The sequence below is a fragment of the Bradyrhizobium jicamae genome, assembly GCF_018130215.1.
In the GTDB taxonomy this organism is placed as follows: Bacteria; Pseudomonadota; Alphaproteobacteria; order Rhizobiales; family Xanthobacteraceae; genus Bradyrhizobium; species Bradyrhizobium jicamae_A.
The window spans coordinates 53,228-69,172 of record NZ_JAFCKQ010000010.1 but is presented as its reverse complement, the minus strand read 5'-3'; the positions used below and the strand labels follow the sequence as shown (position 1 = coordinate 69,172).

14 protein-coding genes are annotated in these 15,945 nt (G+C 65.5%); 10 read left to right on the top strand and 4 right to left on the bottom strand.

What is annotated here, in order from left to right:
- Positions 1–32 precede the first annotated feature (32 nt).
- From JQ586_RS14390 to JQ586_RS41520, 5 genes are all read left to right on the top strand, one after another.
- Positions 33–911, top strand: coding sequence for a branched-chain amino acid ABC transporter permease (locus tag JQ586_RS14390; RefSeq protein WP_212395238.1), 879 nt, complete (start codon positions 33–35; stop codon positions 909–911).
- Positions 911–1,897, top strand: a complete 987-nt coding sequence (locus JQ586_RS14385; protein ID WP_212395237.1) for a branched-chain amino acid ABC transporter permease — start codon at positions 911–913, stop codon at positions 1,895–1,897. Before JQ586_RS14390 ends, JQ586_RS14385 begins: the two co-directional genes overlap by 1 nt.
- Positions 1,894–2,640, top strand: coding sequence for an ABC transporter ATP-binding protein (locus tag JQ586_RS14380; RefSeq protein WP_212395236.1), 747 nt, complete (start codon positions 1,894–1,896; stop codon positions 2,638–2,640). Before JQ586_RS14385 ends, JQ586_RS14380 begins: the two co-directional genes overlap by 4 nt.
- Positions 2,624–3,328, top strand: a complete 705-nt coding sequence (locus tag JQ586_RS14375; RefSeq protein WP_212395235.1) for an ABC transporter ATP-binding protein — start codon at positions 2,624–2,626, stop codon at positions 3,326–3,328. Before JQ586_RS14380 ends, JQ586_RS14375 begins: the two co-directional genes overlap by 17 nt.
- 217 nt (positions 3,329–3,545) lie before the next feature.
- Complete coding sequence (locus JQ586_RS41520) at positions 3,546–3,989, top strand: alpha/beta fold hydrolase (protein ID WP_409410984.1); 444 nt, start codon at positions 3,546–3,548, stop codon at positions 3,987–3,989.
- A 100-nt stretch (positions 3,990–4,089) separates the two neighbouring features.
- Here JQ586_RS41520 and JQ586_RS14365 read toward each other — a convergent pair whose 3' ends face one another.
- Both JQ586_RS14365 and JQ586_RS14360 read right to left on the bottom strand, forming a co-directional pair.
- Entirely contained in the window at positions 4,090–4,371 is a 282-nt protein-coding gene (locus JQ586_RS14365; RefSeq protein ID WP_212395233.1) for a hypothetical protein, read from the bottom strand.
- A gap of 33 nt (positions 4,372–4,404) precedes the next feature.
- Complete coding sequence (locus tag JQ586_RS14360; protein ID WP_212395232.1) at positions 4,405–5,061, bottom strand: aldolase; 657 nt, start codon at positions 5,059–5,061, stop codon at positions 4,405–4,407.
- A 94-nt stretch (positions 5,062–5,155) separates the two neighbouring features.
- Here JQ586_RS14360 and ltnD point away from each other — a divergent pair, with 94 nt between their 5' ends.
- The 5 genes from ltnD (at position 5,156) to JQ586_RS14335 (ending at position 12,881) form a co-directional block, all read left to right on the top strand.
- Positions 5,156–6,085 (top strand): L-threonate dehydrogenase, encoded by a 930-nt coding sequence (ltnD, locus tag JQ586_RS14355; RefSeq protein ID WP_409334471.1) that lies wholly within the window; start codon positions 5,156–5,158, stop codon positions 6,083–6,085.
- A gap of 12 nt (positions 6,086–6,097) precedes the next feature.
- Complete coding sequence (gene otnI, locus JQ586_RS14350; protein WP_212395230.1) at positions 6,098–6,880, top strand: 2-oxo-tetronate isomerase; 783 nt, start codon at positions 6,098–6,100, stop codon at positions 6,878–6,880.
- Positions 6,877–8,166 carry a 3-oxo-tetronate kinase gene (gene otnK, locus JQ586_RS14345; RefSeq protein ID WP_212395229.1) on the top strand — a complete coding sequence of 430 codons (1,290 nt, stop codon included), beginning with the start codon at positions 6,877–6,879 and terminating at the stop codon, positions 8,164–8,166. The genes otnI and otnK overlap by 4 nt, the downstream gene beginning before the upstream one ends.
- A gap of 349 nt (positions 8,167–8,515) precedes the next feature.
- A complete protein-coding gene (locus JQ586_RS14340; RefSeq protein WP_212395228.1) occupies positions 8,516–11,695 on the top strand; it encodes an efflux RND transporter permease subunit in 3,180 nt (1,059 codons plus the stop codon).
- A complete protein-coding gene (locus tag JQ586_RS14335) occupies positions 11,682–12,881 on the top strand; it encodes an efflux RND transporter periplasmic adaptor subunit (protein WP_212395227.1) in 1,200 nt (399 codons plus the stop codon). The genes JQ586_RS14340 and JQ586_RS14335 overlap by 14 nt, the downstream gene beginning before the upstream one ends.
- Positions 12,882–12,964: 83 nt before the next feature.
- Here the strand turns inward: JQ586_RS14335 and JQ586_RS14330 are convergent, their stop codons facing one another.
- A complete protein-coding gene (locus JQ586_RS14330) occupies positions 12,965–14,476 on the bottom strand; it encodes an acetyl-CoA acetyltransferase (protein WP_212395226.1) in 1,512 nt (503 codons plus the stop codon).
- 128 nt (positions 14,477–14,604) lie between these two features.
- Positions 14,605–15,738 carry a nitronate monooxygenase gene (locus tag JQ586_RS14325; RefSeq protein WP_212395225.1) on the bottom strand — a complete coding sequence of 378 codons (1,134 nt, stop codon included), beginning with the start codon at positions 15,736–15,738 and terminating at the stop codon, positions 14,605–14,607.
- Positions 15,739–15,945 lie beyond the last annotated feature (207 nt).

Here is a 15,945-nt window from a genome sequence, read left to right as displayed (position 1 = left end):
CGGTCGCTCGCCAAGAGGGGGGACATACGGCGGTGACAGCCGAGACCATTATCCAGAGTCTGGCGAGCGGCCTTCTGATGGGGCTGCTCTACGGGCTGATCGCCGCCGGCCTCGCATTGATCTTCGGATTGATGGACGTCGTGAATTTCGCCCACGGCGAATTCCTGATGATCGCGATGTACGCGACCTTCTTCCTGTTCGCCTTCTTCGCGATCGATCCCCTGCTGGCCGCGCCGTTGGTCGCGGCTGCGCTGTTCGTGTTCGGCGCGGTGGTCTATTTATTGGTGGTCCGCTTTGCGGTGCGCGCCAAGGCCAATGCCGGCATGGTGCAGATTTTCTCGACCTTCGGCCTTGCCATCGTGATGCGCGGTCTGGCGCAATTCTTCTTCACGCCCGACTACCGCAGCGTCACGCATTCCTGGCTCGGCGGCAAGACGGTGTCGGTTGCCGGCATCTTCCTGCCGGAGCCGCAACTCATTGGCGCGATGGTCTCGATCGCGGCCTTTGTCGCGCTCTACTTCTTCATCAACCGCACCGATTTCGGCCGCGCGCTGGAAGCGACGCGCGAGGATGCCGGCGCCGTGGCGCTCGTCGGCATCGACAAGAACCGGGTGTTCGCGCTGGGCTGGGGCCTTGGCGCTGCGCTGGTGGGCCTTGCCGGCGCGATCATGGCGATCTTCTTCTACATCTATCCCGACGTCGGCGCGTCCTTTGCGCTGATCGCCTACGTTACGGTGGCGCTCGGCGGCTTCGGCAGCGTGTTCGGCGCTTTTGCCGGCGGCATCATCGTCGGCCTGGTGGAAGCCTCCACCGCGTTGATTCTGCCGCCGTCGCTGAAGTCGGTCGGTATCTATGCCGTCTATCTCCTGGTCGTCTTTATCCGCCCGCGCGGCCTGTTCGGATCGATGTGATGGACGCGAACTTCGCCCAACGCCGCAGGCGTGACCTGATCATGGCTTTCTGCCTCGCGGTGATCGCAGCCCTGGTACCGCTGTTCGTCAAGGACGTCTATGTCCAGAACATCATGGTGCTGACCCTGATGTATGCGGCGCTGTCGCAGAGTTGGAACATCCTGTCCGGTTATTGCGGGCAGATCTCGCTCGGACATGCGCTTTATTTCGGGCTCGGGGCCTACACCACCGCACTCCTGTTCACCAAGTTCGGTGTGCTGCCGTGGTTCGGCATGCTGGCAGGCGGCGCGATCTCGGCTTTGATCGCGATGGCGCTCGGCTATCCCTGCTTCCGCCTGCGCGGGCACTACTTCGTGATCGCGACCATCGTGATCGCAGAGATCGCGCTGCTGCTATTCCAGAACTGGGATTGGGCGGGGGCTGCGCTCGGCATCGACATTCCCGTGCGCGGCGACAGCTGGCTGAAATTCCAGTTCGCGCGCTCGAAACTGCCTTACTTCTATTTCGCGCTGGCGCTGGCCTGCATCGCCTGGTTCGTCACCTGGTGGCTGGAAGATTCCAAGTGGGGCTATTGGTGGCGCGCGGTGAAGGATAATCCGGACGCCGCCGAAAGCCTTGGCGTCGTCGTGTTCAATTCCAAGATGGGCGCGGCCGCCGTCTCCGCTTTCCTGGTTGCGGTCGGCGGCAGCTTCTATGCCCAGTTCGTCTCCTATATCGACCCGGAAAGCGTGATGGGCTTCCAGTTCTCGCTGTTGATGGCGCTGCCGGCGGTGCTGGGCGGCATCGGCACGCTGTGGGGACCGGTCCTGGGGGCGGTGATCCTGATCCCGCTCACCGAGTTGACGCGGTCCTTCGTCGGCGGTTCGGGGCGCGGCGTCGACCTGATCGTCTACGGCACGCTGATCGTCGCAATCTCGCTGGCGCTGCCGAAGGGGCTGGTGAGCGTGTTCAGCCTGTTCCCTTGGCGCAAGGAGGCGGCGCGATGACGGCGCTTCCGGAAACCCCGCTGCTGGAAACACGTGGCGTCTGGCAGCGTTTCGGCGGTCTCGTCGCCAACAGCGATGTCTCGATCTCGGTCGGCCGCGGCGAGATCGTCGGCCTGATCGGCCCCAACGGCGCCGGCAAGTCGACGCTGTTCAACCTGATCGCGGGCGTGCTGCCGCCCACTCAAGGCTCGATCATCTTCGACGGCGAGGACGTCACCAACCTGCCGGCGGCCGAGCGCTGCCAGCGCGGCGTCGGGCGCACTTTCCAGGTGGTCAAGAGCTTCGAGACCATGACCGTGATCGACAACGTCATCGTCGGCGCGCTGATCCGCAACACCGTGATGCGCCTTGCGCGGAAGAAGGCCTATGAGGTGCTTGAGTTCTGTGGCCTTGCCGCGCGCGCCAACGTGCTCGCCAGCGATCTGGTGCCGTCGGAGAAGCGTCGGCTCGAAGTCGCCCGTGCGCTCGCGACCGAGCCGAAGCTGCTGCTGCTGGACGAGGTCCTCACCGGCCTGACGCCGGTCGAGGCGCAGACCGGCGTCGAGCTGGTGCGCAAGGTGCGCGCTGCCGGCGTCACGGTGCTGATGGTCGAGCACGTCATGGAGATCGTGATGCCGCTGGTCGACCGCGCCATCGTGCTCAATCTCGGCAAGGTGCTGGTCGAAGGCAAGCCCACGGAAGTGGTTCGCAATCCAGAGGTCATCTCTGCCTATCTCGGGGATCGTCATGCTGTCGGTGCGTGAAGTCACCACCGCCTATCAGGGCCTGGTCGCGATCTCCTCGGTGTCGATCGACGTCGCCAAGGGTGAGATCGTCTGCGTCGCCGGCGCCAACGGCGCGGGCAAGTCGACGCTGCTGAAATCGATCGCCGGTGCGGAGCGGCCGCGCGCGGGGAGCGTCACCTTCGACGGCGTCCGTATCGACGGCAAGCCGCAGCATGTCATCACATCAGGCGGCATCGCCTTCGTGCCGGAGAATCGCCGGCTGTTTCCGCGGCTGTCGGTGCACGATAATCTCCGCCTAGGCAGCTATCTCTACCGCAGCCAGGACGACCGCGATGCGCCGCTCGGCCTCGTGTTCGAACTGTTCCCGCGGCTGTCCGAGCGGCTGGAGCAGCGTGCCGAGACGCTGTCCGGCGGCGAGCAGCAGATGCTCGCGATCGGCCGCGCCCTGATGACGCGGCCACGGCTCCTGATGCTCGACGAGCCGTCGCAGGGCATCATGCCCAAGCTGGTCGACGAGATCTTCCAGGCCGTGAAGCGCATCCGGGACGCCGGCATGACGGTGCTGATCGTCGAGCAGCGCATGGCCGAGTGCCTGGAGATCGCCGACCGTGCCTACATCCTGCAGACCGGCCGCGTCCTGATGCAGGGCACGGCGGCCGAGATCAGCAGCAATCCGGACGTGAGGAAGGCGTATCTGGGACTTTGAAGCGCAAATGAAAAGCACGCTCAAAACGGGACGCCTTCGATCGAGAACGATGAACAGGCGGTAGTGAGGGCAGGAATGGCATACCCGGGTAAGCGTGACGGTTTGGCGCAGAAGGTCGAGACTGCGGCCCAAGAGGCCGAACGTCTCGGCCTGACGACCGCAACCTTGATACTCCGGATGGCTCGCCTCGAAATCGATCGGGCGGAGTCCAAAGAAATTGAGCGCATACAAGGAGCACCCTGCGCAGCAGGCCCAACTGAGGGCAGAAACGGCCCCGTCGCGTCTCAGGTACCGCCGGAAGGCGCCGTCCGCATCTCGACATCGGAGTAGCGAGCGCCTGGATTGGGGACCGGTGGACGTCCGCTTGCCCCCAGCGGGCCGCGCGTTGAATGCCGACAGCTCGCCTCATTCATGCCCAACTCACAGGTGGGGCGTTGCAGCCCTCAACGGCGCGGCGACGGAGCCGGCATCGAAGACCAAGCCGAGCTGGTATCTCGTCGCGACCGCCGACAAGATGATCCCGCCGGACGCCCAGCGGGCCATGGCGAAGCGGGCCGGCGCATCGGTCACCGAACAAAGCGGAAGCCACGCGATCTACGTGTCGCAGCCGAAAGTGGTCGCTGATGTGATCGAGAAAGCCGCCCAGGCTCCCGCGATGTAAGCGACCGGTCGTCTCACGTCAGACCTCGCGCTCTCGAACGGCGTAAGAACAAGCGTTCGAGAGTTTCACGATGCATCGCGTTCGCGACGCGGGCTGCGAGTTACTGCTGGCCGTGAGCGGGATGGCGCTGTCGGATCACCACGACCTTGGCCGCCATGTCCGGTGCGCGTCTGATGCGGTAGGTTGCGTTGCTGCACCTGAGGATCCACGCCTCGTCGTCCGGCTTCGAGAGCCTTGCGTCCTGCCTGGCCCCGAGTGCCTTGTCACAGGTGTAGCCCTGGGTTCGAAGCTGTGCAGCCAGCATGTTCTTGACGGTCTCGGCCTGTGCGGCCGATCCTGCCAGGCTGCCGACCAACAGAATTCCGAACGCGAACCTCAGCATGGAAGCCCTCCGCATTTCAATCCTCCGCGAAATCTAGTGGGGGTGGTCGGGCAGTGCGAGCCCGAACGTCTTGACCAGATCCGCCACCTGCTCCGGCGACAGATGGCGCGGGTTCAGCCCGCGCAGCAGCAGATAGAGCTTGGCGGTCTCCTCCAACTCCTCGGTCGCGAACACTGCGGCCTCCAGCGTGTCACCCGACACGACGGGTCCGTGATTGGCCAGCAGCACGGATGAATATTTGCCTGCCAGCCCCTTGATCGCCTCGGTGACCGCGGGATCGCCGGGGCGATAATAGGGCACCAGCGCGGTAGGTGCGCATTTCATCACGTAATAGGCGGTCATCGGAGGCAGCGCGGCGCGCGGATCGATCTCGGGCAGCATCGAGAGCGCGACGGAATGCGTCGAATGCAGGTGCACCACGGCGCGGGCGGCGGAGCGCGTCTGGTAGAGCGCGGTGTGCAGCGGCACTTCCTTGGTCGGCGCGTCGCCGGAGACGAGCCGACCCGCGGCGTCGAGCCGCGACATTTTTGCAGGATCGAGGAAGCCGAGCGAGGCGTTGGTCGGCGTCACCAGCCAGCCGCCGTCATCGAGCCGGACGCTGATATTGCCCGAGGAGCCCGGCGTCAGCCCGCGCTCGAACAGCGAGCGGCCGAACCGGCAGATGTCCTCACGAAGCCTTGTTTCGCTCATGGTGCGGTCCGCAAGCCTCCCGTTCCTTGCCTTGTCTCATGCTTTGGCAGCGCGGCCAAGCCGTGATAGGCAGGCTTCAAAGCCGACAACACCTTTGAGGGATCGCCGCATGTCCAGTTCCGCCAAACCGCGCGTCGCCGTCATCGGGCTGGGCTCGATGGGATACGGCATGGCGACGTCGCTGAAGCGCGCCGGCTTCGAGGTCACCGGCTGCGACGTCTCGGGCGATGCGGTCGCGCGATTTGTCGCCGACGGCGGCAAGGGCGCAAGGACGCCGGCCGAGGCGGCCAAGGACGCTGATATCGTCGTCAGCGTCGTCGTCAACGCTGCCCAGACCGAAGCCATCCTGTTCGGCGCGGGCGGCGTTGCCGAGACGCTCGCCAATGACGCCGTCTTCATCTCCTCCGCGACCATGGACCCGGATATCGCGCGGCGACTGGCAAGGCAGCTCGAGGCGACCGGCCGGCACTATCTCGACGCCCCGATCTCCGGCGGCGCGCAACGCGCCGCGCAGGGCGAGCTTACGATCCTGGCCTCCGGCAGCGCGGCGGCGTTCGCGAAGGCGCGGCCGGCGCTGGATGCGATGGCCGCAAAGCTCTACGAACTCGGCGATGCGGCGGGGCAGGGCGCGGCGTTCAAGATGATCAACCAGCTGCTTGCCGGCGTGCATATCGCGGCCGCCTCGGAGGCGATCGCCTTCGCGGCGAAGCAGGGCCTCGACATCCGGAAAGTCTACGAGGTGATCACGGCCTCCGCCGGCAATTCCTGGATGTTCGAGAACCGCATGCCGCATGTGCTCGACGGCGACTACGCGCCGCGCAGCGCGGTCGAGATCTTCGTCAAGGATCTCGGCATCATCCAGGACATGGCGCGCACCGCGCGCTTCCCGGTGCCGGTCTCGGCCGCGGCACTGCAGATGTTCCTGATGACGTCGGCCGCCGGCATGGGCCGCGACGACGACGCCTCGGTGGCGCGGATGTACGCGCAGGTCACCGGCACGAAATTGCCCGGCGAGAACAAGTAAGAGGACCGAACGATGCCCCGCTTTGCCGCCAATCTTTCCATGATGTTCAACGAGGTCCCGTTCCTCGACCGCTTCGAGGCCGCAGCGAAGGCGGGTTTTGCCGCGGTCGAATTCCTGTTTCCTTACGAGTATCCTGCCGACGAGATCGGCAAGCGGCTGCATGGCAACGGCCTGACGCAGGCGCTGTTCAACCTGCCGCCGGGCGACTGGAAGGCCGGCGAGCGGGGCTTTGCGGCGCGTCCGGATCACTTTGCCGCATTGCAGCAGAGCCTGACAACCGCGCTGCCCTATGCACAGGCGACCGGCGTCAAGCGGCTGCATCTGATGGCCGGCATTGCCGACCTCAATGACCCCAAGGCGGTCGCGGCCTTCCGCAAATCCGTCGCCCATGCCGCGGAATTCCTTGCACCTCATGGCCTCGACGTCGTGATCGAGCCGATCAATCCGCGCAACGTGCCCGGCTACTTCCTCAACGACTTCCTGTTCGCCCGCGACCTGATCAACGAGCTCAGAATCCCGAACCTCAAGCTGCAATTCGACATCTATCACTGCCAGATCATCCATGGCGACGTGACGATGCGGTTGCGCGAGATGATGCCGATCATCGGACACATCCAGATCGCCTCGATCCCCTCGCGCAACGAGCCCGACGGCGAAGAGCTGAACTATCCGTTCCTGTTCGAAGAGCTCGACCGGCTGGGCTATGACGGCTTCGTCGGCTGCGAATACAATCCGCGCGGCAACACCACGGACGGCCTCGCCTGGTTCAGGCCCTATGCGGGAGCGAAGTCGTGACTCCAGCAGCGAAACTGTCGCTTGGCTGCATCGCCGACGACTATACCGGCGCCTCCGATCTCGCCAACACACTCACCCGCGCCGGCCTGCGCACCGTGCAGACCATCGGCGTGCCGCCCGACGATCTGGCGCTGCCCGAGGTCGACGCCGTCGTGGTGTCGCTGAAGAGCCGCTCGATCGAGGCCAGGCTCGCGGTGACGCGCTCGCGCGCTGCGGAAAAATGGCTACGCAGCCGGGGCGCCGCGCACATCCTGTTCAAGATCTGCTCGACCTTCGATTCCACCGATGCAGGCAATATCGGTCCCGTGATGGATGCGCTACGCGCCGATAGTGGTGACGCGATCGTGCTGGTGACGCCGGCCTTCCCGGAGACCGGACGCACTGTCTACCAGGGCAATCTGTTCGTCGGCTCCGTGCCGCTCAACGAAAGCCCGCTGAAGGATCATCCGCTCAATCCGATGCACGATTCCAACCTGGTCCGGGTGCTGGCGCGCCAGAGCGGGACCAAGGTCGGATTGGTCGATCTGGCGTCGCTGACCCGCGGCGCGGGTGCCGTCCGGGCCAGGCTGGCCGAGCTTTCCGCCAAGGGCATCGGCGCTGCAGTCATCGACGCGGTGTTCGACCGCGATCTCGAAATCATCGGGCAGGTGGCGCTGGACCATCGCCTCTCGGTCGGCGCCTCCGGTATCGGCCTTGGACTGGCGCGGGCGCTGGTCGCTTCCGGCAGGGTCAAGCGGGAGGTGCTCGGCGCAAGGACCGACGCCGCGATCGGCGGTCCGGCCGCCTGCCTCGCCGGTAGCTGCTCGCAGGCTACGCTGCAGCAGATCGCCAGCGCCGAGGCTGTGATGCCGGTGCTGCATCTCGATCCCGAGCGTGCGATCGCCGGCCAGGACGAGGCACAGCGCGCGCTCGCCTGGGCAAAGGATCGCGTCGGCGATGGGCCGGTGCTGATCGCGAGCAGTTCGACCCCGGACGAAGTCGCAGCCCTGCAGTCCCGGCATGGCCGCGATGCGGCCGGACATGCCATCGAGCAGGCGATGGCCGATATCGCGGAAGGTCTCGTGCAGTCGGGCGTGCGCAGGCTGGTGGTCGCCGGCGGCGAGACCTCCGGCGCTGTGGTCGATCGCCTGCGGATTCCGGGATTCCTGGTCGGCGCGGAAATCGCGGCCGGCGTTCCGGTTTTGCGCGCCGTCGGAATCAAGAACGGCGAGATGCTGCTCGCCTTGAAGTCAGGCAATTTCGGCGGGCCGCAATTTTTCTCTGATGCGCTCAACCTGATGCGCTGATCACGCGGCTCGCGCCACTTTCGGCTGGCTGCGGCGTTCGCTTTGCATTTTCGCAGACCTGCGATGCGCCGCTCGCGTGCGAGGAGAAATCGTTCTCCCGGTCTGACGATTTTCGGAGCCGGGACGTTTGGTTTCAGGCGCCCCATTGACCGACCCGCCGGCAATGCCATGACGGTTGGGCCGCACGGATCCGCGGCCTCACCGAGCTATGCCAATGAAGTGAAGGCCTCCGTGGCTGCGCGGGTTGGCCTTTCGCCGTGCTTCGGGTAAATCGGCACCTGAGCGGAACGACCTTTGGTAACGCCGATTCCTTCGCCTGAAGCGGGCTTTTTTCGGGAATGCTTCCTTTATGATTGCACTGGTCCGTATCGCGCTGAGCCGGCCATATACCTTCGTCGTGCTCGCGCTCCTGCTGCTGATCATCGGACCGCTGGCGGCGCTGCGCACGCCGACCGACATCTTTCCGGACATTCGCATTCCCGTGATCGGCGTGGTCTGGCAGTACACCGGGCTGCCGCCCGACCAGATGTCCGGGCGTATCACCACGCCGTTCCAGCGCGCGCTGACCACGACGGTCAACGACATCGAGCATATCGCCGCCAATTCCTATAACGGCGTCGGCATCATCAAGATCTTCTTCCAGCCCAATGTCGACATCCGCACCGCCAATGCGCAGGTCACCGCGATCTCGCAGACCCTGCTCAAGCAGATGCCGCCGGGCGCGACGCCGCCGCTGATCCTGAACTATAGCGCCTCGACGGTTCCGATCATCCAGGTCGCGCTATCGGGCGACGGCCTGACCGAACAGAACCTCGCCGATATCGGCATCAACCAGCTGCGCACGCCGCTGGTCACCGTGCCAGGTGCTGCGATTCCCTATCCGTTCGGCGGCAAGCAGCGCCAGATCCAGATCGACCTCAATTCGACCGCGCTGCAGGCGCGCGGCCTGTCGGGCCAGGACGTCGCCAACGCGCTCGCCGCGCAGAACCTGATCACGCCGGTCGGCACCCAGAAGATCGGCGGCTTCGAGTACACCGTCAACCTCAACAACTCGCCGCTCAGGATCGAGGAGCTCGGCGACCTGCCGATCAAGACAGTCAACGGCGCGATGGTCTATGTGCGCGACGTCGCCAGCGTGCGCGACGGCAATCCGCCGCAGACCAACATCGTCCATGTCGACGGCAACCGCTCGGTGCTGATGATGGTGCTGAAGGCGGGTGCCACCTCGACGCTCGACATCATCTCCGGCATCAAGCAGAAGGTCATCGACGTCAAGGACCAGATGCCGGACGCGCTCAAGATCGGCTTCATCGGCGACCAGTCGGTATTCGTTCGTGGCGCGATCCAGGGCGTCGCATTCGAGGGCGTGATCGCCGCGTTGCTCACCAGCGTCATGATTCTGCTGTTCCTCGGCAGCTGGCGCTCGACCATCATCATCGCGGTGTCGATCCCGCTGTCGGTGCTGGGCGCCATCATCATGCTGTCGGCGATCGGCGAGACGCTGAACATCATGACGCTCGGCGGGCTCGCGCTCGCCGTCGGCATCCTGGTCGATGACGCCACGGTGACGATCGAGAACATCAATTACCACCTCGAGCAGGGCAAGCCGGTCGAGCAGTCGATCCTCGACGGTGCCAACCAGATCGTGACGCCGGCCTTCGTCTCGTTGCTCTGCATCTGCATCGTGTTCGTGCCGATGTTCTTCCTGACCGGCGTCGCACGCTTCCTGTTCGTGCCGATGGCGGAAGCGGTGATGTTCGCGATGATCTGGTCGTTCATCCTGTCGCGCACGCTGGTGCCGACGATGGCGAACTATCTGTTGCAGTCGCATGTTCATCACGAGGGTGAGCCGCCCAGGTCACGCAATCCTCTGGTCTGGTTCCAGCGCGGCTTCGAGACGCGGTTCGAGCGTATCCGCGGCGGCTATCGCGGCCTGCTCGCGCTGGCGCTCGGCCACCGCGCCATTTTCGTGACCTGCTTCCTGGCCGTCGTTGTTGCCTCGTTCCTGCTGGTGCCGTTCCTCGGGCGCAACTTCTTCCCCGCGGTCGACGCCGGCAACATCCTGATGCATGTCCGCACCCAGGTCGGCACCCGCGTCGAGGAGGCTGCCAACCAACTCGCCGATGTCCAGAAGGCGATCCGCAAGCTGGTGCCGGGCGAGATCGAGACCATGACCGACAACATCGGCATGCCGATCTCGGGCATCAACATGACCTACAACAACACCGGCGTGATCGGCCCGCAGGATGGCGACATCCAGATCAAGCTGAAGGAAGGCCACAAGCCGACCGCCGAGCACGTCCGCACGCTGCGGGAGCAGTTGCCGCGCCTGTTCCCCGGCGTCAGCTTCGCATTCCTGCCGGCCGACATCGTCAGCCAGATCCTGAACTTCGGCGCGCCGGCGCCGATCGATTTGCAGATCCGCGGCGCCAATCTCGAGGCCAACTTCGCCTACGCCAGCAAGCTGCTCAGCAGGATCAAGCGCATCCCCGGCATCGCGGATGCGCGCATCCAGCAATCGCCCAACAGCCCGACCTTCAACATCGATGTCGACCGCACCCGTGCGCAATATGTCGGGCTGACCGAGCGCGACGTCACCAATGCGCTCGTGGTCAATCTCGCCGGCTCGTCGCAGGTCGCGCCGACCTACTACCTCAACCCCGATAACGGCGTGTCCTATTCGATCGTGATGCAGACGCCGCAATACCAGATCGACTCCCTGAGCGCGCTGCAGACGCTGCCGATCACGGCGACCGGCAACACCCAGGCGCCGATCCTCGGCGGCATCGCCGACATCAAGCGGGCGACCTCGAGCGCCGTGGTGTCGCAGTACGACATCCAGTCGCTGGTGCAGATCTATGCGACGACCCAGGGCCGCGACCTCGGCGCGGTCGCGACCGAGGTGCGCGCGTTGATCGCGGAGACCGCCAAGGAGGTGCCGAAAGGCTCCTCCGTGGTGCTGCTCGGCCAGGTGCAGACCATGAACTCGGCCTTCACCGGCCTGCTGTTCGGCCTGCTCGGCGCCGTGGTGCTGATCTACTTCCTGATCGTGGTCAACTTCCAGTCCTGGTCGGACCCGTTCGTGATCATAACGGCGCTGCCCGCAGCGCTCGCCGGCATCGTCTGGATGCTGTTCACGACCCAGACGACGCTGTCGGTCCCGGCACTGACCGGGGCCATCATGTGCATGGGCGTGGCCACCGCCAACAGCGTGCTCGTCATCAGCTTCGCCCGCGAGCGCTATGAGGAACTGGGCGATCCGGTGGCGGCGGCGCTGGAGGCAGGCTTCGTCCGCTTCCGCCCGGTCCTGATGACGGCGCTTGCCATGATCATCGGCATGGCGCCGATGGCGCTGGGACTGGGCGAGGGCGGCGAGCAGAACGCACCGCTGGGGCGGGCCGTGATCGGCGGTCTGATCTTCGCCACCTTCGCGACCCTGATGTTTGTTCCCGTGGTATTTAGTATGGTACACAAGAAACAAGGCGCCAAAGCCGCCGCCTCATCGGAGATCCAGCATGCCGCCCACTGAACCGCGCCCACCGGTGTCGCACCGGAAACTGGGCATCTTCGGCGTGGTGGCACTGATCGCCGCAGGCCTGATTGTCGGCACCGGAATCCGCGCCCGCGAGGAGCAGGGTACGCAACTGAAGGAATGGACCGAGGACCAGGCCATTCCGACCGTCGCGGTGGCATTGCCCAACGCCAAGGCGCTGAGCCCGACCCTGGACCTGCCGGGCCGGTTGGAAGCCTATTACAGGGCGCCGATCTTCGCGCGGGTGTCCGGATACCTTAAGAGCTGGAGCGCAGACATCGGCGCGCGGGTCAAGGCCGGTCAGGTCATCGCCGAGATCGAGGCCCCTGACCTCGACCAGCAATTGCTGCAGGCTCGCGCCGACCTTGCCAGTGCGGAAGCCAGCGCAAAACTCTCGGAGGCCACGCTGAACAGGCGCAAGACGCTGGTGGCGTCGAACTTCGTTTCCGCGCAGGAGATCGACGAGCGCACCGCCGACCTCTCCAACAAGAATGGTGCGGTCAAGGCCGGCCAGGCCAATGTAGAGAGGCTGGAAGCGCTCGCCGGCTACAAGAAGATCACGGTGCCGTTCGACGGCGTGGTCACCTCGCGCGACACCGACGTCGGCGCGCTGATCAATGCCGGTGGCGGCACGGGTCCAGCGATGTTCACGATCTCCGATACCCGCAAGCTGCGCGTCTACGTTAACGTGCCGCAGACCTACGTGCCGGCGATCAGGATCGGCGCCAAGGCCACGCTCACGATGCCGGAATATCCGAACCGGACGTTCCCGGCGACGGTCGAGGCCTCGTCGCAGGCCGTCGACGTCGCATCCGGAACCACGCGGATGCAGCTCGGACTGGACAATTCCTCCGGTGAGCTGATGCCGGGCGGCTATGCCAGCGTGAAGCTCAATCTGCAGCGCGACTCGACTCCGCTCAGCGTTCCCGCCAGCGCGCTGATCTTCAACAGCAGCGGATTGCGGGTCGCAACCGTGAACCCGGACGACAAGGTGGTGTTCAAGACGGTGACGATCGGGCGCGATCTCGGCAAGGAGATCGAGCTGGCGTCGGGTCTCGCCCCCGACGACCGCGTCATCACCGCCCCGCCGGACGGCCTCGCCGACGGCGACCATGTCCGCGTGGTCGGCGCCACCGCCAAGGGCAAGCCGACGGCGTCCGAGAAGCAGGATGTAAAGGGGTAGGGCTCTTTCCTCCAGCTCGCATCGTCAGATGCGATCCGGGTGAGGGGGAGAGCCCCTCTCCCCGCAAGAGCGGGTGAGAACTCCTAAGCCACCCGCCACTCCAGCATGCCGTCACCGGCGGTGACGATGTCGCCCGTCGAGCCGACCGGGGTGCGGTCCATGCTCTGCAGATAGGCCAGCGTCGCCGTATCGCTCGCAGGGATGCGGCCGAGCGTTCGTTTGCCATCCTCGGTGCGCAGCATGGTGACGCCGTGCTCGACCTCGCCATTGCCGCGATAGATCACGGTGAAGGCCTCGACCTTGCCCTTGCCGCGCGCCTCTGTGGCAAACTCGGGCACTGCGCGCCGATTGCGCTCGGCCTCCGCCTGCACGGAGGTCGCCTGCTTCAGCGCGGCCTTCGGCGCCTCGCGCGACAGCACCAGGCCATGATGCTTGGTGACGAAGCCGCCCTGGCCGTAGAGCAGGCCGAGCTTGCCCCGGCTGCGCAGGTTGCGCACCATCGCGCAGGCCGCATGCGTCATGTAGGTGTTAAGCGGCGCACCGAAGAACGTCAGCCCGCCGGTCACGGTGGGTCGCACGTCGGCACCCAGGCCCAGCGTGCGGCGCGCCATCTTGGGCACGCAGGGGAAGCAGCTGTAGAGCTCGATGGCGTCGAACTTCCTCCCATCGCCCTGCACGAGGTCCATCACGGCTTTGAGCACCGCGGTCTGCGAATGGCTCTCGACGAACTGGTCGCGGGTGAGGTAATCGCGCGGCTCTTCCGCGGAGGCGCCGCCGAGAGGATAGATCAACCTGTCTTCCGGCACGCCGGCGGCGCGCGCCTTGGCAAGGCTGGTCAGGATCAGCGCGCCGCCCATGTTCACGGTCGGGTTCGCAACCATCAGTTTCGTGTAGGGCCAGGCGATCATCCGGTTGTCGGGCGTCGCGGTCGTGATCTCGTCGGCGCTGAACTTCTTCTTGAGCCACGAGTTCGGATTGTCGGCGGCAACGTGGGCATAGGTCGACCACAGCTCGCCGGATTCCCTTAGCGCCTCGCGCGGCGTCTGGCCCCAATGCGCCGAGGTCGCCGACTCATAAAGAGGATAGACCGTGATCGGCCGGAAGACGCCGAGCGTCACCGCCATCGGCTTCTGGAACGCGGCGCCACGCTTCGGCTCCTCGACATCATGGGCAAACGGCGTCCAGGGCAGCTCGATCCCGGCGCGCTGAGCCTTCGTCGCGGTCGACTGCGCCTCGGCACCGCAGACCGCGGCGACGCTGCATTCGCCGCGCGCGATGCGCTGCGCCGCCTCGTGCAGATAGCGGATCGGGCTCTCGCCACCGACCGGGCCGTAATGGAGATGCGCAGGCTGAATGCCGAGGCGCTGCGCCAGCTGCTTCTCCGGATCGCGGTAGCGCCAGCTCAGGAAGTTGACGATGTCGAGCGACTGGATCTCGCCGAGCAGCCTTGCGCCGCTGTCGGCCTCGGCGCGCTGCAGCGCCTGTTCCAGCAGTGCGAGCGGCTCGAGGCCGGCGGTGATGTCCTTCGGACGATCGACGATCTCGCCGACGCCGACAATGACGGGAATGCGGTCTTCGGGGATGCTGTTCGACATTCTTGTTGGTTCGCTTTCTGGATTTGATGACCGTCATTGCGAGGAGCGAAGCGACGAAGCAATCCATATCTCGGTTCGGAGATAGAAGGATTGCGTCGCTTCGCTGGCAATGACGGGGAGAAGGACCGTCACTCCGCGACCAGCGCGTTCATGTGCTCGATGGCCTCGATGAAATCCTCCTTGAACTCCTGCACCACGGCGCCGGCGGATTTCACGCTGTCGATCAAGCCGACGCCCTGGCCGACGAAGTAGCTGACGAGGTCGCGCGCCTTGTCGTTGCCGGCTGCCGCGGCGCGGTCGATCGAATTGAAGGCATCGCGGCTGATGATGCTTTGCAACGGCATCGGCAGCGCGCCCGGGCTCTCGGGCGAGCGATCCCAGGCATCGGTCCAGACCGAGCGGAGCTGCCGTGCCGGCTTGCCGGTGCGCCCCCTGGAGCGCACCGCGTCGCGTGAGGAGGCCGCGATCATCTTCTCGCGGAAGACCTCCGACGTCTCCGATTCCACGGTCGCGAGCCACACCGAGCCGGTCCAGGCGCCGGCCGCGCCCATCGCCATGCACGCCGCCATCTGCCGCCCGGTCATGATCCCGCCGGCGGCAAGCACCGGCACATCCCGTATCGGCTTGATCGCCTTGATCACCTCGGGCACCAACACCATGGTCGAGACCTCGCCGCAATGACCGCCCGCCTCGGTGCCCTGCACGACCAGGATGTCGACGCCGGCCGCAACCTGGCGCAGCGCGTGCTCCTTGGCCCCGACCAGCGCTGCGACCGGCACGCCGTGCTTCTTGCCGCGATCGATCATCGCCTTCGGCGGCACGCCGAGCGCATTCGCGATCAGCCGGATCGGATGGCGGAATGAGACGTCGAGCAGCTGGAGCGCGGTCTCGGCATCGAATGGCTGCGGCTGATTGTCGGCGACGTTCCGCGTCGTCAGCTCGATGTCGTATTTCTTCAGGAGATTGCGGGTGAAGTCGCGGTGCTGTTGCGAGACGCGCGCTTCGAGGCTCTTCCAGGTGACGTTCTTCTCGCCCGCGGTGGAGATGTTCTCGGGGATCAGTACGTCTATGCCATAGGGCTTGCCGTCGACATGCGCGTCGATCCATTTCAACTCCTGCTCCAGCGTCTCCGGCGTGTGCGCGGTCGCGCCGAACACGCCGAAACCGCCGGCGCGGCTGACTGCCGCTACCACGTCGCGGCAATGGCTGAAGGCGAGCAGGGGGAATTCGATCCCCAGCATGTCGCAGATCGGTGATTTCATGGACCCGTTCTCTCCCGGCGGCAGCCTTCGCGGCTGCTTGTCTTGCTCTGATGGCATCGACGCTAGCCCTGATATCGGGCGAAGCCAAGCGGCTTCAGCGGCCGTCATCTTGCGTGCAGACGCTGCAGGCGCCAAGCGATGCGCCACGCATTCCGCACCACAAAATAAGCATCGTGATGCGAGATGCATTGTCCCTTGCGCTTTCGC